Source organism: Parabacteroides vesiculifaciens (assembly GCF_049860805.1).
Classification (GTDB): domain Bacteria; phylum Bacteroidota; class Bacteroidia; order Bacteroidales; family Tannerellaceae; genus Parabacteroides.
This window is the reverse complement of record NZ_CP187555.1, coordinates 3,900,545-3,916,177: the sequence shown is the minus strand read 5'-3', so window position 1 is coordinate 3,916,177 and position 15,633 is coordinate 3,900,545. Positions and strand designations below refer to the sequence as shown.

Genomic DNA, 15,633 nt, shown 5'->3' with positions numbered 1-15,633 from the left:
TGACAATTGCTTGTCACTGCCCTTTCCCAATCATCTTCTTTTAAATTATTATTACTATTATTTTTCTTTTTTCTCTTAATTGTCAATCGTCCATTATTTAAGGTAGTCGTCGAAGTAGCGCGTTATCTTCTCATGCAGATGCGGGCGGTCTTTGCCCATCACATTATGCAGATGGCGGGGATAAACGAAGTAATCGGGATATGTATCCGCATCCACACAGGCTTTCAGGAAGCCCAGGCTGTGCTGCCAGACAACGACCGGATCGATATCTCCGTGGATCAGTAGCAGGTGTCCTTTCAAGTTACCCGCTTTCAGCTTGAGGTTCGCATGCTTATAGCCTTCCGGATTGTCCTGCGGACGGTCCATGTAGCGTTCGCCATACATGATCTCGTAGTTACTCCAGTCGATCACCGGACCGCCGGCGACTCCCACCTTGAAGATCTCCGGATAAGAACACATCAGGTTAGTTGTCATAAAACCGCCGTAGCTCCACCCGTGCACGCCGATGCGGTCGGCATCGACATACGGAAGGGATTTCAGGAACTCGACACCTTTTACCTGGTCCGCCATCTCGTTCACGCCTAAGTTACGGTGGATAACACTCTCGAAAGCCTGTCCCCGGTTCGCCGATCCCCGACTGTCGAGCGTGAAGATCACATATCCGCGTTGCGCCATATAGATATCCCAACCGCCTGCGCCGTTCTTCCATCCGCCGGTCACCAACTGGGCATGCGGACCGCCGTAGACATAGACAATCGTCGGATATTTCTTCGTCTCATCCAGGCCGACAGGCTTCACCAGGCGATAATTCAAAGAGGTGACGCCATCCGCCGCCTTGATCGTCCCGGTAACGATTTCCGGCATCGCATATCCTTCGTACGGATCTTTTGCCGTCAGCAAAGTCCGCAAGGTTTCCTTCTTCTGCCCGTCGATAACCGAAACCACACGCGGGACATCCGGCGCGGAATAACTGTCGATCAGATATTTGCCGGAGGCACTGAGCTTCGTATTGTGCACGCCCTGCAAACCGCCCGAAGTCAGTTCGTAAGAGGTTCCCTTTTTCAGGTCTAAACGCGACGTTCCGACATACAAGGCATCACCATAGCCGGATGAACTGAGCATCGACGGCTTTGTGGAAGAGAAGAACAACGCTTTCCCCTTGGCATCGAAGCCGAGGATGTTCAGGACTTCCCACTCGCCTTGCGTCAACTGCTTCAACAATTCGCCTTTCGTATTATACAGATACAAATGATTATAGCCATCGCGCCGGCTTTGCCAGATAAACAGATCCGGTTGGTTCGGAAGGAAAAGGACCGGATGCTGCGGCTCGACATAATGTTCGTCCGTTTCGGTGAACAGGTCCGCCTCTTTCTCGCCCGTCAGGGCAGAATAGCGTACCAGGTGCATCTCGTTCTGATCCCGGTTCAGTTCGGCAATATAAAGGCTCTTTTCATCCGGGCTCCAGCCAATATTTGTCAGATACTTCTCCTTCGGCAATCCCGTCTTCAACCAGACCGTTTTGCCGGTTGCCAAGTTGTAGACACCGACCGTCACCTCGTGGCTCTTCATCCCGGCCATCGGGTATTTGTGAGGTTCGGCTTTCGCCGTACGGGTGGTAATATCGACAAACGGATAATCCGTCACCATACTCTCATCCATCCGGTAGAAAGCCAGCGCCGAACCGTTCGGCGACCAAAAAGTCCCCTTATGGATACCGAACTCGTTCTGGTGGACGGATTTCCCGCAAACGATGCCGCCGGCCGTTTCGTCTGTCACGATACCGACAGCATTATCCGGCGAAAGAATTTGCAGGTTATTGCCTTCCGTAAAAGCTAAATAGCCGTTGGCCGGACAAAAGTCGAAGTTTTCCCAGGAGCCGTTCAGGTCATACGTGTTTACGATCCTGTTCTCCGCAAAGTTATAATGGAAACGGTGGCGCTTGGCATTAAAGGCAAGCACCGGCTGGTCTTTATAGGGGACTGAGAAGAAAGGCATACTGCCGACCGTCTGTGCGCCGGCTGCCGCAAGAGCTTCGTTCAACTGCCGGCGGGTAAAGGCTACTTTCTCCGGCTTCGTCGATTCGCCACTCATCATGCTGTCGCCCTTGGCATACAGATATGTGTCTCCGCACCACTGCAACTGTTTCAGGTTGCGGGGCACGAAGTGGCTATGCGTCTTTCCACCGGGGATCAGGTCATGCAACGTGAACTGTTTGTCTTGTCCCATTGTCGACAACGGATTTAGAAGTGCCAGGGCACAGAATATACCTAAAAGATTAAGCTTCAAAGTCATCTTTACCTCTCCTTTTGAATGGCTTTTTATCCGGACGGTCGCCGAACTTCTTATCGCCGAACTTTTTGTCTCCGAATTTCTTGTCACCGAACTTCTTCTTCCCCCCGAAATCTTCGTCATCCTTGAAATGCTTTTTGACAACCGGGCGTTTGCCGCCGAAATCCTTACGGGCGGGACGGCCGTCTGCACGGTCTTCGCCAAAGTAGCGTTTGCCCGGGGCAAACGGAGCGCGTTCGCTATCGTCTTCCGCATGGGCAGCGGCAAAACGGCGGTCGGGACGGTCCATACGGTCAGTCCGGAAGTTCGGACGCGACGGACGGTCGGACGGACGGTCCGGACGGCGCTCGAAAGACGGTTTACCGGAAACATCGGGACGTGATGAGCGCGTTTCGCCCTCTTCGTTCAACGCTTTTTTATAATCCTTGTTCTTTCCTTCAAATATATCGAAGCAACGGTATTCGCATTCCAGCGAGCCGTTCATCAGCTTCATCTTTTCGCTCGGTTTCAGGCCGATCTTATCGAAACATTCATCCTTATAGCTCAGAATCCAAACCTTATAGCCTGTAAACACATGTTTGATGCGTTCGCCGATCATATTATACAGCCCTAACAGGTCACGGCTGGAAATACGTTCGCCATAAGGCGGATTCGTCACCATGATACCCGGCTGCGGCGCCTCCACGCATTGCTGGAACGGCTGCACTTTCAGGTCGATATATTTCATCAGGCCGGCACTGCGGATATTCTTTTCGGCAATCTCGATCGCCGCCGGATTGATGTCCGCGCCATAACACTTGAAGTTAAATTCACGTTCCTGGCTCTCGTCGTTATAGATACGGTCGAACAGTTCCTGGTCGAAGTCGATCCATTTCTCGAAAGCGAACTCCTTACGATGCACGCCCGGCGCAATATTCAAAGCGATCATAGCTGCTTCGATCAAGAGCGTACCGGATCCGCACATCGGGTCGATAAAATTCGATTCGCCTTTCCAACCCGTTTTCAGGATCATACCGGCAGCCAGCACCTCGTTCAGCGGGGCCTCCGTCTGATCCACACGGTAACCGCGCTTATGCAGGCTCTCGCCCGAACTGTCGATAGAGAGCGTACAGTCGTTATGTGAAATATGAATATTGATATACAGATCCGGATTGTTCACACGGACAGAGGGGCGTTTCTGGTCCTTCTCCATGAAATAGTCCACGATCGCATCTTTCGTACGATAAGCAACAAACTTAGAGTGGTTGAAATCTTCAGAGTAGATTACAGAGTCGATAGCAAACGTCTTGTCTAAGGACATGTAGTTTTCCCATTTCACCTTTTTCACCTCTTTATACACAGCATCGGCATCTTTGGCTTTAAAGTGATAGATAGGTTTCAGGATACGCAATGCCGTACGGCAACAGAAGTTGGCTTTGTAAAGCACTTCCTTATCTCCGGTAAAGGAAACCATCCGGCGGCCAATCTGTATGTCGTTGGCACCTAAAGATAATAATTCGCCGGCCAGTATTTCTTCCAACCCGTAAAGGGTCTTGGCCACCATTTCAAATGTCTCGCTCATTTTAAGTGAAAGTTAACAATGATTCCTCATCGTTTATTAGTAATTCTATTTTAATTATTAATTGTCTTTTGTTCAGCTACTCCGCTAACCGTCAACTGGCATTTGTCAATCGTCAGCTGGCTGACGGTGGCTCCTGCCGGAACATCTTCGGTGATCCAAACGTTACCGCAGATCGTAGCACCTTCGCCGATATGGATCCGCCCCAACAACGTCGCATTGGAATAGACCGTCACATGGTCGCCCAATACCGGATGGCGCGGCACACCGCGTATCGCATTCCCGTTTTCGTCGGGTGGCAGTTTCTCCCCTGCCAGACTGACTCCCTGGAAGATGCGGACATGGTTTCCAATCACGCTGGTTTCACCGATAACGGTTCCCGTCCCGTGGTCGACCGAGAAATAATGCCCGATCTCCGCCCCCGGATGAATATCGATACCCGTCTCCGAGTGGGCCATTTCAGTAATCATGCGGGGGATGAAGGGGACGCCCAACCGGTATAGCTGGTGCGCAATACGATAGTTGCAGACAGCCCGGAAACCGGGATAGCAGAATATGACTTCGTTGATGTTCTGCGCAGCAGGATCGCCGTTAAAAGCGGCTTCGGCATCCGTCGCCAACAGGCTGCGCATTTCGGGAAGCGTCCGGATAAAGGCTTCCGACAGTTTCTCCGCCTCGGTAAATATCTTCTCTTCGGGGCAAGCGACACAGGTAGTATCGGCAAAACAAAGCCCTGCATAAATCTGCTTGGAAAGCAACGTATGCAACATTCCGACATTTACGCCGGTATGGAAACGGATGGTCTGCTTGCTGATCCGTGCATTCCCGTAATAGCCGGGGAAAAGGATGGCCCGGCACAAATCTATGATTTCTTTCAGCACTTCACCCGAGGGTAGCGCCTCTTCATCGCGGTAGACATGAAACAGTTGCTGGTAAGACCCCTCGTCCGAGAGCATCTCAACTGTATCATTCAAGACCTTGCTATGCTTTTGCAATCCCATTATTCAGCAATATCGTATTTGGCAACAAAAGTAAGAATAAATTGAAAATGAACAATTGACAATGGACAATTATTTGCCCATCATACAACGCTTTATCCAAAAAGGCAAATCACCCGACAACTTTCAACTTTCAACTTTCAACTTATTATGCGGAGCCCCGAATTCCTTACAGGTCACCTCGTCCATTTCGACAATCCATATTTTGACATTCTTGACTGCCGGGTCGGAATAGCGGAATTCCTTATCCGAATACTGTTTCATAATGATATCCAGGGCTTCCGTCTTCTTGTCGAAATCTTCTTCAAAGCTGACTTTCCCCCAACAGATCACACTCTTGGAACGCATCCGGTAACTGCAAGCGACCTCCGGATGCTGGAAAACGAGATCATGGTCCGTACTGAACGTAATGCAGACACGCGGGTTCCGTTCCAGAATGGAGATGCTCCGTCCCTCCTGTGCCGAATGCAGGTATATAACACCATCCCGATAGCCAAAGTTCATCGGTAATACATAAGGAGTTCCGTCCGTATCGGCCAATCCCACATAGCAAATATCACATTTCCGAATGATCGCCTCGATCAGTTCTTTGTCGGTATGTACTAATGTCTTCATTTTACGCTTTTGTTTTTTATCTCTACAAACATACGAGTTTTTATCTTTTTCAGACTGCTCTTGCCGGATATATTTGTTGCGCTCTCCTGTAAAAACAGAAAGGAGGTGTCAATCCACCCCCTTTACTGTCGTAATCTTTTTAAAGTTCGCCCGGTCTTTCTTCCTCTCCGCCACCAGCTCCTTCACCAGCCACAATTTTCACATCGTCTTCTTCAAATCTCACCTGGCTGTTTGAGCGACGAAGGCTCAAGCCGGGAGTAAACACAATACGTGCCTTTGTAATATTAGCAGCATTAAATTCATCTTCCGTTGCCGCCCCTTTCGAGCGAACCGACATACGGAAATTTCCAAATTCACCGACCTGTACGATATTACCCGAACGAAGTTCCAGCCCCATTGCCCAGTTCATCGAATCGAGAACCGCCTTCACATCCGCACTCGACATAGCCGAACGGTTAGAAATCAGTTCACATAACTTTTCCATATCGCAATAACCCGAAGATTTTGCCACTGCATACGTTTTCACTTGGTCTTTCTCTTCACCAACCATTACCTTTCTCTGCACTTTTCTAAATTTCAAAGCCATAATCTTTAATTTTTAAATGATTAATAATTTGTTTTTGATCACACTGCAAAGATAGAGTACCCGCAAACCGTTAAAAAAGCAGTGAGACAAGGCAGGTGAAAGGTGAAAGTTGAAAGGTGAAAGGTGCGACAAGCGGTATTTCAACTTTCACCTTTCAACTTTCACCTTTCAACTATTCCACCTCACTGCTTTTTTCCATCAGGTCCGCAAAATCGAACGAATCCATCCGTGCATACCGGATTTTGTCAGCCAAATATTTGACAGACAAATCCATATCAAAAGCCAGCAAAAGAGAAAAAGAAATTTCCGTATACGAAGATTTATGATTTTTATACGGTTGCATCCACAAATTAAACACTTTCAAAAACAGATTTAACTCTCCCAATTGATCCCTCACGCCCGGAAAGCCACTTACATACCTTCCCGCAAGATCTTTTTCAGTGGCTGGAAGAATCGCTCTATCAAACGAATATCTTCTGTTACGATTCCAGCCGTGGCTTTCATTTCCTGGGCTACAGGAAGACAGATTCCGTAATTGGTGGTCAGTCCGCCGGGGAAAACAATCTCCACCCTGTAATTGTCTTCCAGCGGAACCATCGAGACAGACAACACACGACCCTCCACAATCCCGAACTCCTGGTCCGGAAAATTACTGAACCGCACGATCACACGCTGCCCCTTCCGTACCTTTCCCGAACTCGCGACCGGCATCGACGCCAGGCCGATCCATTCGCCGGGTTCCTCCGGTACGATCCGCGCAAACAGGTCGCCACCCTGCACATACAGGTTCGGATATCCTTGCCGGAGCAACTGCACCCGTCCCGAAGCCGAAGCCTCTATGCAATAATCCATCTCCCAACGCCGCACCGCCGCCAACAACTGCCCCAACGCAGCCCGGTAATCCCGTGACGCCGGATCTTTCGACGCCAAAACCGTATAAGCCGGCTGGATATCCCCCAACTGCCATACGTCCTGCAACAAATAATAACTCAGCCGCTCCGGTTCCCCGGCATAACGCACCAACAGCTTCTTCAACCGCAGCACATCTTCCGTCACCGCCGTGTTCTCCACCACCGCCAGCGGCAAACCCTCTTTCACCTCCTGCCCGTCGACAACATACAGGCTACTCACCTTCCCCGAAGTGCGCGCCACGACCTCCGTCACCGGGTTCCGGCTTGTCAACCTCATCTCCGCCTCGATCACATCCGGATAACGGAAGAAAAAGCTCCCCACGACAAGCGCAAGCACCACAAGAGCCAACACCGTGATCCCCCACCTCACGATCCAGGCCGGCACATGCCCCATCACTTCCTGCACCGCTTCACTGCGCAGCTCTATGTCTTTACCTTCTTTCAATTGCCTAATTCCAATTGGTTCTTCACTAATTTGTAATATATCCCGCGTCGTGCCGTCAGTTCCTCATGCGTTCCCTCTTCGGCTACGCGGCCTTTATCTAAGACGACGATGTTGTCTGCATCCCGTACCGTACTCAACCGGTGCGCCACCACGATCACCGTACGGCCCCGGTAAAACTGGTGCAGGTGCTCCATGATCTCTTTCTCGTTATTGGCATCCAAGGCATTCGTCGCTTCGTCCAAGAAGATAAACTCCGGATTCTTGTACACCGCACGGGCGATCAGGATGCGCTGCCGCTGTCCCTGGCTCACGCCGTTTCCTTCCATACCGATCTTCGTGTTGTAGCCCAACGGCAACGAGTCGATAAATTCCCGAATATTCGCCACCGTAACGGCATGCAGCAAACGATCCTTATCGATCGATTCCGCCCCCACCGCAATGTTACGCGCGATCGTGTCCGAGAAAATGAAACCGTCCTGCATCACGCAACCCGTATGCGCACGCCACACATGCGGGTTCAAATCCTTCAGCAAGACGTTCCCCACCCGGATTTCCCCTTTGTTAGGCTCATAGAAACCAAGCAGCAACTTGACAAGCGTCGTCTTCCCGCTGCCGCTCGCCCCCACGATAGCTGTCACTTTATGTTCCGGGATCGCGAGGCTCACATGTTCCAGCACATAGTCCCGGTCAGCCCCGTCATAGCTGAAGCACACATCCCCGATCCGTAGCGTCCGGTCTTCCGGGATCCTGTTCGTTTTCAAAGCAAGCGTCTGTTCCTCATCCTCCTTCTGATGGATCTCGCCAAGCCGTTCCAGGCTGATCTTCGCATCCTGGAACGCACGCGCAAAGCCGATGAACTGCTCGATCGGAGCCGTCAGTTGCCCCACGATATAGGTCAACGACATCATCATACCTAACGTCATTTCTCCCGAAACAACAGCCCGGGCGGCCAAAAAGGAGATCAGGATATTGGTGGTTTGGTTAAAAAACACCGATCCGAGCTGTTGATATTGTTCCAAGGCCAGACCTTTGATGCTTATCTTGAACAGTTTCACCTGGATGCGTTCCCATTCCCACCGCTTCTCCGTCTCGCAGTTGTTCAACTTGATCTCCTGCATACCGGTCACCAACTGGAAAAGGTTGCTCTGTTCGCCCGCAGCCTGAGCGAATCGCTTGATGTCCAATTCGCGCCGGTACTTCATAAAGGCAAGTATCCATGCCACATACAACCCGTTGCCGACTAAGAACAGGCCCAATATCGTCAGGTCATAATAGGCCAATACAAAACTAAACACGATAAAATTAACAAACGAAAAAAGCGTCGAGATGGACGAACCTGTCATAAACGTCTCGATACGGTTATGATCGCCGATGCGCTGCATGATGTCGCCCACCATTTTCGTATCGAAGAAATGAAGTGGCAACCTCATCAGCTTGGCAAGAAAGTCGGAAATCAACGCGATATTGATCCGGGTGTTGACATGCAGTAGAATCCAACTACGGATAAAATCCACAGAAAGTTTAGCCACGAAGATCACCAACTGCGCTATCAATATTAAGGTAATAAAGTTCAAATTACTGTCCCTGATACCCGTATCCACCATACTCTGCGTCAAAAACGGCAGGATCAGTTGCAGGATGCTGGCCGTCAGCATTCCCAATACCAGCTGGAACAGTTCACGCCGGTAAGGTGTCAGATAACGGAAGAAGAAAGACAAGCCTTTTCCTGTCCGTGTATCCTCCTCCTCGCGATCGTAAAAGTCCGGGCCCGGCTCGAAGAGCAAGGCGGCTCCTGTATCTTTTCCTTCTACAACGGTGCTGCACCAGCAACGTGATAGTTCAGATTCGGCATAAACCAGTTTTTTGGTAGCAGGATCAGCAATATAATATTTTCCGTTCTTTACCTTATATAGTACGACAAAATGATTCTGGTTCCAGTGTAAAACACAAGGTAAAGGCACTTCTGCCCTGAGTTGTTCTAACGTCACTTTCACTCCCATCGTCCGGAACCCGATCCGTTCGGCGGCATCGCTGATTCCCAACATCGACACGCCTTCACGTGTGATGAATGCTTGTTCGCGGAGGTACTGGATGGAATAGCTACGACCGTAGTACTTCGCGATCATGCGGAGGCACGAAGGGCCACAGTCGGTGGATTCGAGTTGGGAGTAATGGGGGAATGACTTTATCATGGTCTTTCTATTCTTTTTTATTCATGCAATATCCAATGCCATGATCGCACATATTGTAGTAATTCATCACGTGTCATACTACACACAGTCAAAAACTCCTGCCGGTTTTTCAACTCAATATCCGCACTTCCATACCAGGAATTTTCTTTGCGGGGATGATATAAATGGAATAACGGCCCACTTGCCCGATAAACAGGCAATCCCAATATTTCCATCCGCTTGGCCCGCTCCGCATCCTCCGGCCCCCAACCATAAAAGTGTTCATTCTCGCCACCCGATTGCAAGTATAACTTTCGATTGACTAAAAACGCTCCTCCTACAGAATGAGGGCCATGAGCTAAATGGGAAGTTTTCACCAGTTCATCTAACCTCTCAAAAGAACGATCTCGAACAAACTGATCGCTATCTTCAGGAGAAAGCGTATAAAAACGCCCGTCATACGGAAAGCTCATCACAGCCCACCCTGTCCTTATCGCTTTTACGGCATCCGATATTTGTTCGTAGGTAATTGCCACATCCGTATCCCATATTCCAACAACAGCCCCTTGCGCGTCTCTTAAAAGCCTATTCAAATATTTCGTACGATGAAATACGGGATCGCGATCTTCAACAAAACGATACCTCACATTTTTATATGCTTTCTTCAACCGATAAAGAGGTTGCTCGTCACCTTCCAAAATAGAGACATCCACCCCTTCCATTTCACTCAACATCTCCACCACCACATCCAAGTTTCTTTCCCTCTCTGCCGAATCCACCCGTATCGGTATGACAAAAGAAAGCCGGTCGTTATCGATCGAAGTCAAAAGAGATAAGATTTGGGCTGTTTTTGTCGGACAAAGTTTCATTTGGTGAAATAACTCCACTTCACTGATAATCCGTTTGTCCCAATCCATGCCTTTTTGCAATCCTCGCATTAAGCAATCCAGCATATATACACCATGTTGTCGGAGTGTCATTCCATAAACTTTCCAATCTGCCGGACGATCATACAAAATACGAAGACGGAAATAACGAAGCCAGCCATACCAATCAACCTCCGTTTCATCTTCCATATAAATCAATGCACCAAAAAGGCAAGCATCGATTTCCGACAAAACGTCATCTTCTTCTCCTTCCACAAAATGGTTACGCATCAAGTAAATCAATCCGCATCCAACTCCTAACAATCCATTTTCCAAACATACTGGCATTTCCACCGAAACATCTTCGAATATTTTATCCAATAATATATCTGCCTGTTGTTCTAATATTGAATCACCAATACCAGCAGCATACGTATAGAGACATATCAAACGGCCCATATCCGGATAATAAATATCAGCTTCTTCTACTTTTGACTGATTTATACTCTTATAACGATTAATGAATGACAACTGATACTTGCGACGAATTTCATCCGCATACGACTTTTGCCTCACTTTATTTGAAAGGGATATTTGGGATGAATGCCATCGATATTGCATTAAAGGGATAGCAAGATTCTCAACTTTTCCAAGCAAGGTCAACCGACAAGCCAAATCATAATCTGCCGAATAATAATATTGTTCATCATAGCCGTTCAGCTGACGTAATATATCTGTTCGAATTGTAAGGGAAGGGTGTACAAAACTATTATTTTCTAATAGAGCAATCAAAATATCTTGATAAGAATTAACAACATTCTTTAGTTTATCATTCGATAAAAATAAACAATCCGTGCCAACTGCCAATATATCTGAATGTTTTTCCAGATAATCTATTTGCCTTTCCAACCGTTCCGGCATGGCTATATCATCAGCATCCATGACAGCTATATATTTCCCTCGCGCTTGTCGCATTCCTTTGTTACGAGAAGCATAATTTCCGATATTGAAATCATTACGAACAAACACAATCCTTTTATCGATATAAGACCGTATTACAAGATCCGTACCATCATCCGAAGCATCGTCTATAATAATAAACTCAAAATCGGAAAATGTTTGTTGTAATATACTATCAATTGCTTCACCCACAAATTCAGCCATGTTATAAACAGGCATAATAACGGAAACCAATACATTCATAGATTCAGATTAACAATTTAATAATTTTATTCTTTCACCAAACAGAAGTTATCCTTTCCCGTTACCAATTCATAGTTAGAGATAGAAGGACACAGATATTTATTCGCACACCCGCTACACGGCTGTTTGTCCCGTAAACGAAACCAGGCAGTCGAATGCACCAGTTCTTCAAAAACGAGTTTCTTCAAAGAATCCTGCGGATAAACACCTATAGGCCTACAATTCACATTTGCATATACTTCGCCGGAAGAGACGATCGTCAATTTTCCAAAGAAATTTTCATTCAAGGTCTGTCGTCTGAAAATAGCCTTACGGCTAACTGGTTCGGCAAGGATATCATCTAATGAACAGAATACATTTTCTTTGAAAAATGAAATATTTTCACCCGTATAAAAGGGTTTCATCTCTATTTGGACAAAAGAAGGCAGATCCAATGTATCGACTTCCTGAACGTCCACATCCGAAGAAACAATAAATTGCCAAACAACAGGATAAGAGGCAAACATATTCATTTGGTATTCCACCGCTTTTTTATCAAAACCGGGATGGACAGCAACAACCAATTCCGAATTTTCTTCTGCCAGCCAATCTTTACACGTTTCAGTTAAATGCTTCCAATACAAATGATATGACTTTTTGAATTTACAGCCGGAAAGTGTAGGATATATATCATGAAAGCAATCACTTTGCGATAAATCTCCCCCTAATATATTGACTTTATTGACACCACTCGTATTCAAATCCAACAAAAGAGACAAATAATCAGCAACAGACAAATCTCTTTTTTCAAAACAAGCACAATGGAGCGTCTGCTTAAAATAGTCATGGCAACCGGAACAACAACCGCTACACGATCCTGGAAGGAATAAAGATACTTCATTCAGATTTTCTAAAATCCTTTCGCCAAGAAAAGTAAGATCTTCTTCCTGGGCTTTCCGTATATTGGTATTCAAAAACAACATAGGTTTGAATAAAAAAGGTTTAGAAGTCTCTGATTCCACCTCTACAAGATCACCGGAAAAGCTTTTTCTCACTTGTAAGGCAAAATTATGAAAGACAGGGTCCAAAGCTTGCTCCTCCTTTAAAACCTGGCAATATCCATTACTGGCTTTTTCCAACGAAGTCAACACCTCAGACACTAATGGAGTATCAGGAACATGCAAATAAGCAGAATTCAATGTATTATAAATCACAAATCGACCTTCTTCTCCAAAAATAAAAGTATAAGGTTCCAGATAAAACCAATATTTTTTTGTGTTTTCCATGTTCTCTATATTTTTAATCAACAGCAATAGTACTCATTACAGACTCATACAAATCAGGATGTTCTTCTGCATAAGAAAGATAACGGACAAAATATTCAACCGACTTGTTTTTTCCCATATAACCCGGACAAACCAGCTTTCCGTCTCTCTCTTCCAGCAAAAACATGCACTGCCCGCAAGCCTTTTGCAAGAAACAAGTCTTGCAATTTTTTATCACTTTCTCATACAAATCGTGATAATAAGCTCCAACCTTTTCATAGTCCAAATCAAGGATTCCATCTTTCAAAGTCCCCAGAACATGATTCTGCCCCATCTTTTCACAAGGGAGAATTTTTCCATTTACGGTAAGGAATATTTTACGCTCAAACGGACGACAAGTTCCGGTAGGGATATAGGTTGTACTATCCTCCGAATCAAATAAATCAATATAAGAGTTATAATAGTTCCCTGTAAAATCCCGGACAAACGTATGAAAAAAAGTAGATGAAGAATCTTCCATCCGATTCTCTTCCTGTGACTTAAAAGCATCTGACGCTTTATCAAAACTATCATATCGGCTATTGAACATACGTTTAAGTTCCTCTTTTCCTTTTTCACTCAATCCATTTGTATTCAATTCCGCTACCCGAGGCGTTTTACCGAATTCCTGCTTAATAAAAGCAAACACATCTTCCACTGAGTTCCGATCATGTAATACGGCATTAAAATTGACATTCTTATCGAAAAAGTCCGGATAAGTCGATTGCATAAGTTTTATATTGGGAAATACTTTAGAAAAAGAGCCCTTTCCCTGTTTATCTACCCGATAACCGGAGTTATACTCATTGCCATCCAAACTAAACAAGAGTTTGAAATTCTTTTCTACCAAGAAATCCATATATCTGTCCAATAAGACACCATTTGTTGTCATATTGTAAGAGAAGCTAACGTTTATATCCTGCAAAGATTCTAAATATGCAATAGTCTCTTTTATCAAACGCATATTCATCAAAGGCTCACCTCCATAAAATCCTACAGTAATATTTTTATTATAGGAAGTATTATACTCCGACCTCCATAAATCACTAAGATGATCGATCAATAATTTCACATTAGCAAATTGTTGCAGCTTTGCTTCTCTTTTGTCATAATTAGCATACAAATCACCATATCCGCAATATTTACATTTCAAGTTACATGCATCTGTCACTTCTATTAAAAGTTGACGAAGGTTAGCTAAATTCATTTTTATTGCCTCAGAAGAGTAATCTGTCTTAAAAGTTATCTCATCCTCAACAAAAAAATCATCCTTTCGTCCATTTTTGTAAAGCATAAACATCTTATAACTATTAGAATAGACATAAAAATGTTCATTATTCGATTTTATTACTTGCTTTTTCATGATATTTATTTTAAAGTTGCAATTAATAGGACTGGATTCCCATCTTCTTGTAAATTGTTAGAATCAACACCATATTTAGTAGCTTCATCGTTAAAAATATCAATAGGAACCTCACATATATAATATCCATGAGATTTATATTGTACTACAAACTTTGTGTTTGAGAAAAAATCATTAACAAATTCAAGCTGTCGATTATTAATTCTCCGATATAGAAAACCAGCCAAATTTGCTTCACGAAATTGAGCGATATTTTTCACAAATGAAATACTTCCATTTTGTTTATTATATCTAAGATTATATTTATTTCTATCTACACATACAGATAAATACAAATAGTCTTTTGTATCACAAAAATCATACAACCAAAAATACCCAAAAAACTCATCTGACTTAATCCATTCATGGGAAATCCTAAATGAAGGTCTTTCCCCCATATATAAATTATATATAGGTACAAATTTAGAAGAAGAATCGATATATTTATAGATTGTATCTACCCCCCAATAGCTTAAAGCAAAATAATCATCATGTAAATCAGTCAATAACTCCCCTTCTGTCCAATAATTTTCACGTTTATCATATTTTGTTCCATGACTTATAATTTCTTTTTCTAAACCAATATACGATGGATTATAAAATTTTTTATCGATTCCAAATTTATTATCAAGTAACGCTAACGACCATAAATCTTTTTTGGCTTGAACAGGAATACGATCATTCAAGAACACATGATTATTATATATAAAAAAACGAGGTTCTAATGTGTTAAATAAATCGGAGGGTAATGTTTTATTTATATGTTCAATAAAGTGTCCATCAAAACCATGAATCATCATCCCCATATTTGTATATAAATATACTTCTTCTTTCTCAGGGAGAATATCCATATAAAACAGATGAACATATTCTCCTGGCCCTTGCCCAATTTTCCCTATCGAATTGATAAAATGTCCTTTTCTATCAAACCTGAATATTTTTCTTGATTTTACATCCTGAATAAAAATATATTCATCAGAGATTTGCACATCTTCAATAGAAGAAATCATTGAATGTTCTGAAAATTCCAAAGGAACAATATCTACAGATTTTGCGAATTCACTTAATAGAAATCGCTCACATTCATTTTGAATATTTTTTAACGAACCAGCAACATCAATATATTTTTCCACATTTTCAGACAAGTCTAAAATAGTATCAGTACTTCGATCTGCACTTCGACACGAAAAAATAAAAAAGACAAATATCACAAAGAATAAAAAAACTTTCATAAATATATTAATTTAGACATTACAACACACTCAATAAAAAACAGCCAACAGATAATCTATTGGCTGTTTTTTAT

At 44.5% G+C, this 15,633-nt stretch carries 12 protein-coding genes; all 12 read right to left on the bottom strand.

Annotated features, from left to right (window positions below; all coding sequences use genetic code 11):
- Window positions 1-93: 93 nt before the first annotated feature.
- The gene (locus ACPYIV_RS15715) at window positions 94-2,292 is read right to left on the bottom strand and encodes a S9 family peptidase (RefSeq protein ID WP_293738800.1); all 2,199 of its coding nucleotides are present in this window, start codon (window positions 2,290-2,292) and stop codon (window positions 94-96) included.
- A complete protein-coding gene (locus ACPYIV_RS15710) occupies window positions 2,276-3,850 on the bottom strand; it encodes a THUMP domain-containing class I SAM-dependent RNA methyltransferase (RefSeq protein ID WP_293738801.1) in 1,575 nt (524 codons plus the stop codon). Before ACPYIV_RS15710 ends, ACPYIV_RS15715 begins: the two co-directional genes overlap by 17 nt.
- 50 nt (window positions 3,851-3,900) lie before the next feature.
- Window positions 3,901-4,848, bottom strand: a complete 948-nt coding sequence (locus ACPYIV_RS15705; RefSeq protein WP_293738802.1) for a serine O-acetyltransferase — start codon at window positions 4,846-4,848, stop codon at window positions 3,901-3,903.
- A 123-nt stretch (window positions 4,849-4,971) separates the two neighbouring features.
- On the bottom strand, window positions 4,972-5,460 hold the full coding sequence (locus ACPYIV_RS15700; RefSeq protein WP_293738803.1) for a pyridoxamine 5'-phosphate oxidase family protein: 489 nt from the start codon (window positions 5,458-5,460) through the stop codon (window positions 4,972-4,974).
- Between the two features lie 139 nt (window positions 5,461-5,599).
- Entirely contained in the window at window positions 5,600-6,046 is a 447-nt protein-coding gene (locus ACPYIV_RS15695; RefSeq protein ID WP_299361817.1) for an HU family DNA-binding protein, read from the bottom strand.
- Window positions 6,047-6,218: 172 nt separating this feature from the next.
- Entirely contained in the window at window positions 6,219-6,389 is a 171-nt protein-coding gene (locus ACPYIV_RS15690) for a hypothetical protein (RefSeq protein WP_425883934.1), read from the bottom strand.
- A gap of 68 nt (window positions 6,390-6,457) precedes the next feature.
- Window positions 6,458-7,402: an HlyD family efflux transporter periplasmic adaptor subunit gene (locus ACPYIV_RS15685; RefSeq protein WP_299362149.1), complete on the bottom strand. Its 945-nt coding sequence runs from the start codon at window positions 7,400-7,402 to the stop codon at window positions 6,458-6,460.
- Window positions 7,399-9,594, bottom strand: coding sequence for a peptidase domain-containing ABC transporter (locus ACPYIV_RS15680; protein WP_425883932.1), 2,196 nt, complete (start codon window positions 9,592-9,594; stop codon window positions 7,399-7,401). The genes ACPYIV_RS15685 and ACPYIV_RS15680 overlap by 4 nt, the downstream gene beginning before the upstream one ends.
- Before the next feature lie 17 nt (window positions 9,595-9,611).
- Window positions 9,612-11,642 (bottom strand): glycosyltransferase, encoded by a 2,031-nt coding sequence (locus tag ACPYIV_RS15675; protein WP_425883930.1) that lies wholly within the window; start codon window positions 11,640-11,642, stop codon window positions 9,612-9,614.
- A 26-nt stretch (window positions 11,643-11,668) separates the two neighbouring features.
- A complete protein-coding gene (locus ACPYIV_RS15670; protein ID WP_299363421.1) occupies window positions 11,669-12,907 on the bottom strand; it encodes a TIGR04150 pseudo-rSAM protein in 1,239 nt (412 codons plus the stop codon).
- A gap of 13 nt (window positions 12,908-12,920) precedes the next feature.
- A complete protein-coding gene (locus ACPYIV_RS15665; RefSeq protein WP_301705442.1) occupies window positions 12,921-14,288 on the bottom strand; it encodes a radical SAM peptide maturase in 1,368 nt (455 codons plus the stop codon).
- Window positions 14,289-14,293: 5 nt separating this feature from the next.
- Window positions 14,294-15,559, bottom strand: coding sequence for a 6-bladed beta-propeller (locus tag ACPYIV_RS15660; protein ID WP_299363426.1), 1,266 nt, complete (start codon window positions 15,557-15,559; stop codon window positions 14,294-14,296).
- Between the last annotated feature and the right edge of the window lie 74 nt (window positions 15,560-15,633).

Excerpts from the sequence above, each read along its gene's own strand:
- ACPYIV_RS15680 (WP_425883932.1), bottom strand. The coding sequence starts at position 9,594 with ATGATAAAGTCATTCCCCCATTACTCCCAACTCGAATCCACCGACTGT.
- ACPYIV_RS15715 (WP_293738800.1), bottom strand. The coding sequence starts at position 2,292 with ATGACTTTGAAGCTTAATCTTTTAGGTATATTCTGTGCCCTGGCACTT.
- ACPYIV_RS15670 (WP_299363421.1), bottom strand. The coding sequence starts at position 12,907 with ATGGAAAACACAAAAAAATATTGGTTTTATCTGGAACCTTATACTTTT.
- ACPYIV_RS15660 (WP_299363426.1), bottom strand. The coding sequence starts at position 15,559 with ATGAAAGTTTTTTTATTCTTTGTGATATTTGTCTTTTTTATTTTTTCG.
- ACPYIV_RS15710 (WP_293738801.1), bottom strand. The coding sequence starts at position 3,850 with ATGAGCGAGACATTTGAAATGGTGGCCAAGACCCTTTACGGGTTGGAA.
- ACPYIV_RS15675 (WP_425883930.1), bottom strand. The coding sequence starts at position 11,642 with ATGAATGTATTGGTTTCCGTTATTATGCCTGTTTATAACATGGCTGAA.
- ACPYIV_RS15695 (WP_299361817.1), bottom strand. The coding sequence starts at position 6,046 with ATGGCTTTGAAATTTAGAAAAGTGCAGAGAAAGGTAATGGTTGGTGAA.
- ACPYIV_RS15665 (WP_301705442.1), bottom strand. The coding sequence starts at position 14,288 with ATGAAAAAGCAAGTAATAAAATCGAATAATGAACATTTTTATGTCTAT.
- ACPYIV_RS15690 (WP_425883934.1), bottom strand. The coding sequence starts at position 6,389 with ATGCAACCGTATAAAAATCATAAATCTTCGTATACGGAAATTTCTTTT.
- ACPYIV_RS15700 (WP_293738803.1), bottom strand. The coding sequence starts at position 5,460 with ATGAAGACATTAGTACATACCGACAAAGAACTGATCGAGGCGATCATT.
- ACPYIV_RS15705 (WP_293738802.1), bottom strand. The coding sequence starts at position 4,848 with ATGGGATTGCAAAAGCATAGCAAGGTCTTGAATGATACAGTTGAGATG.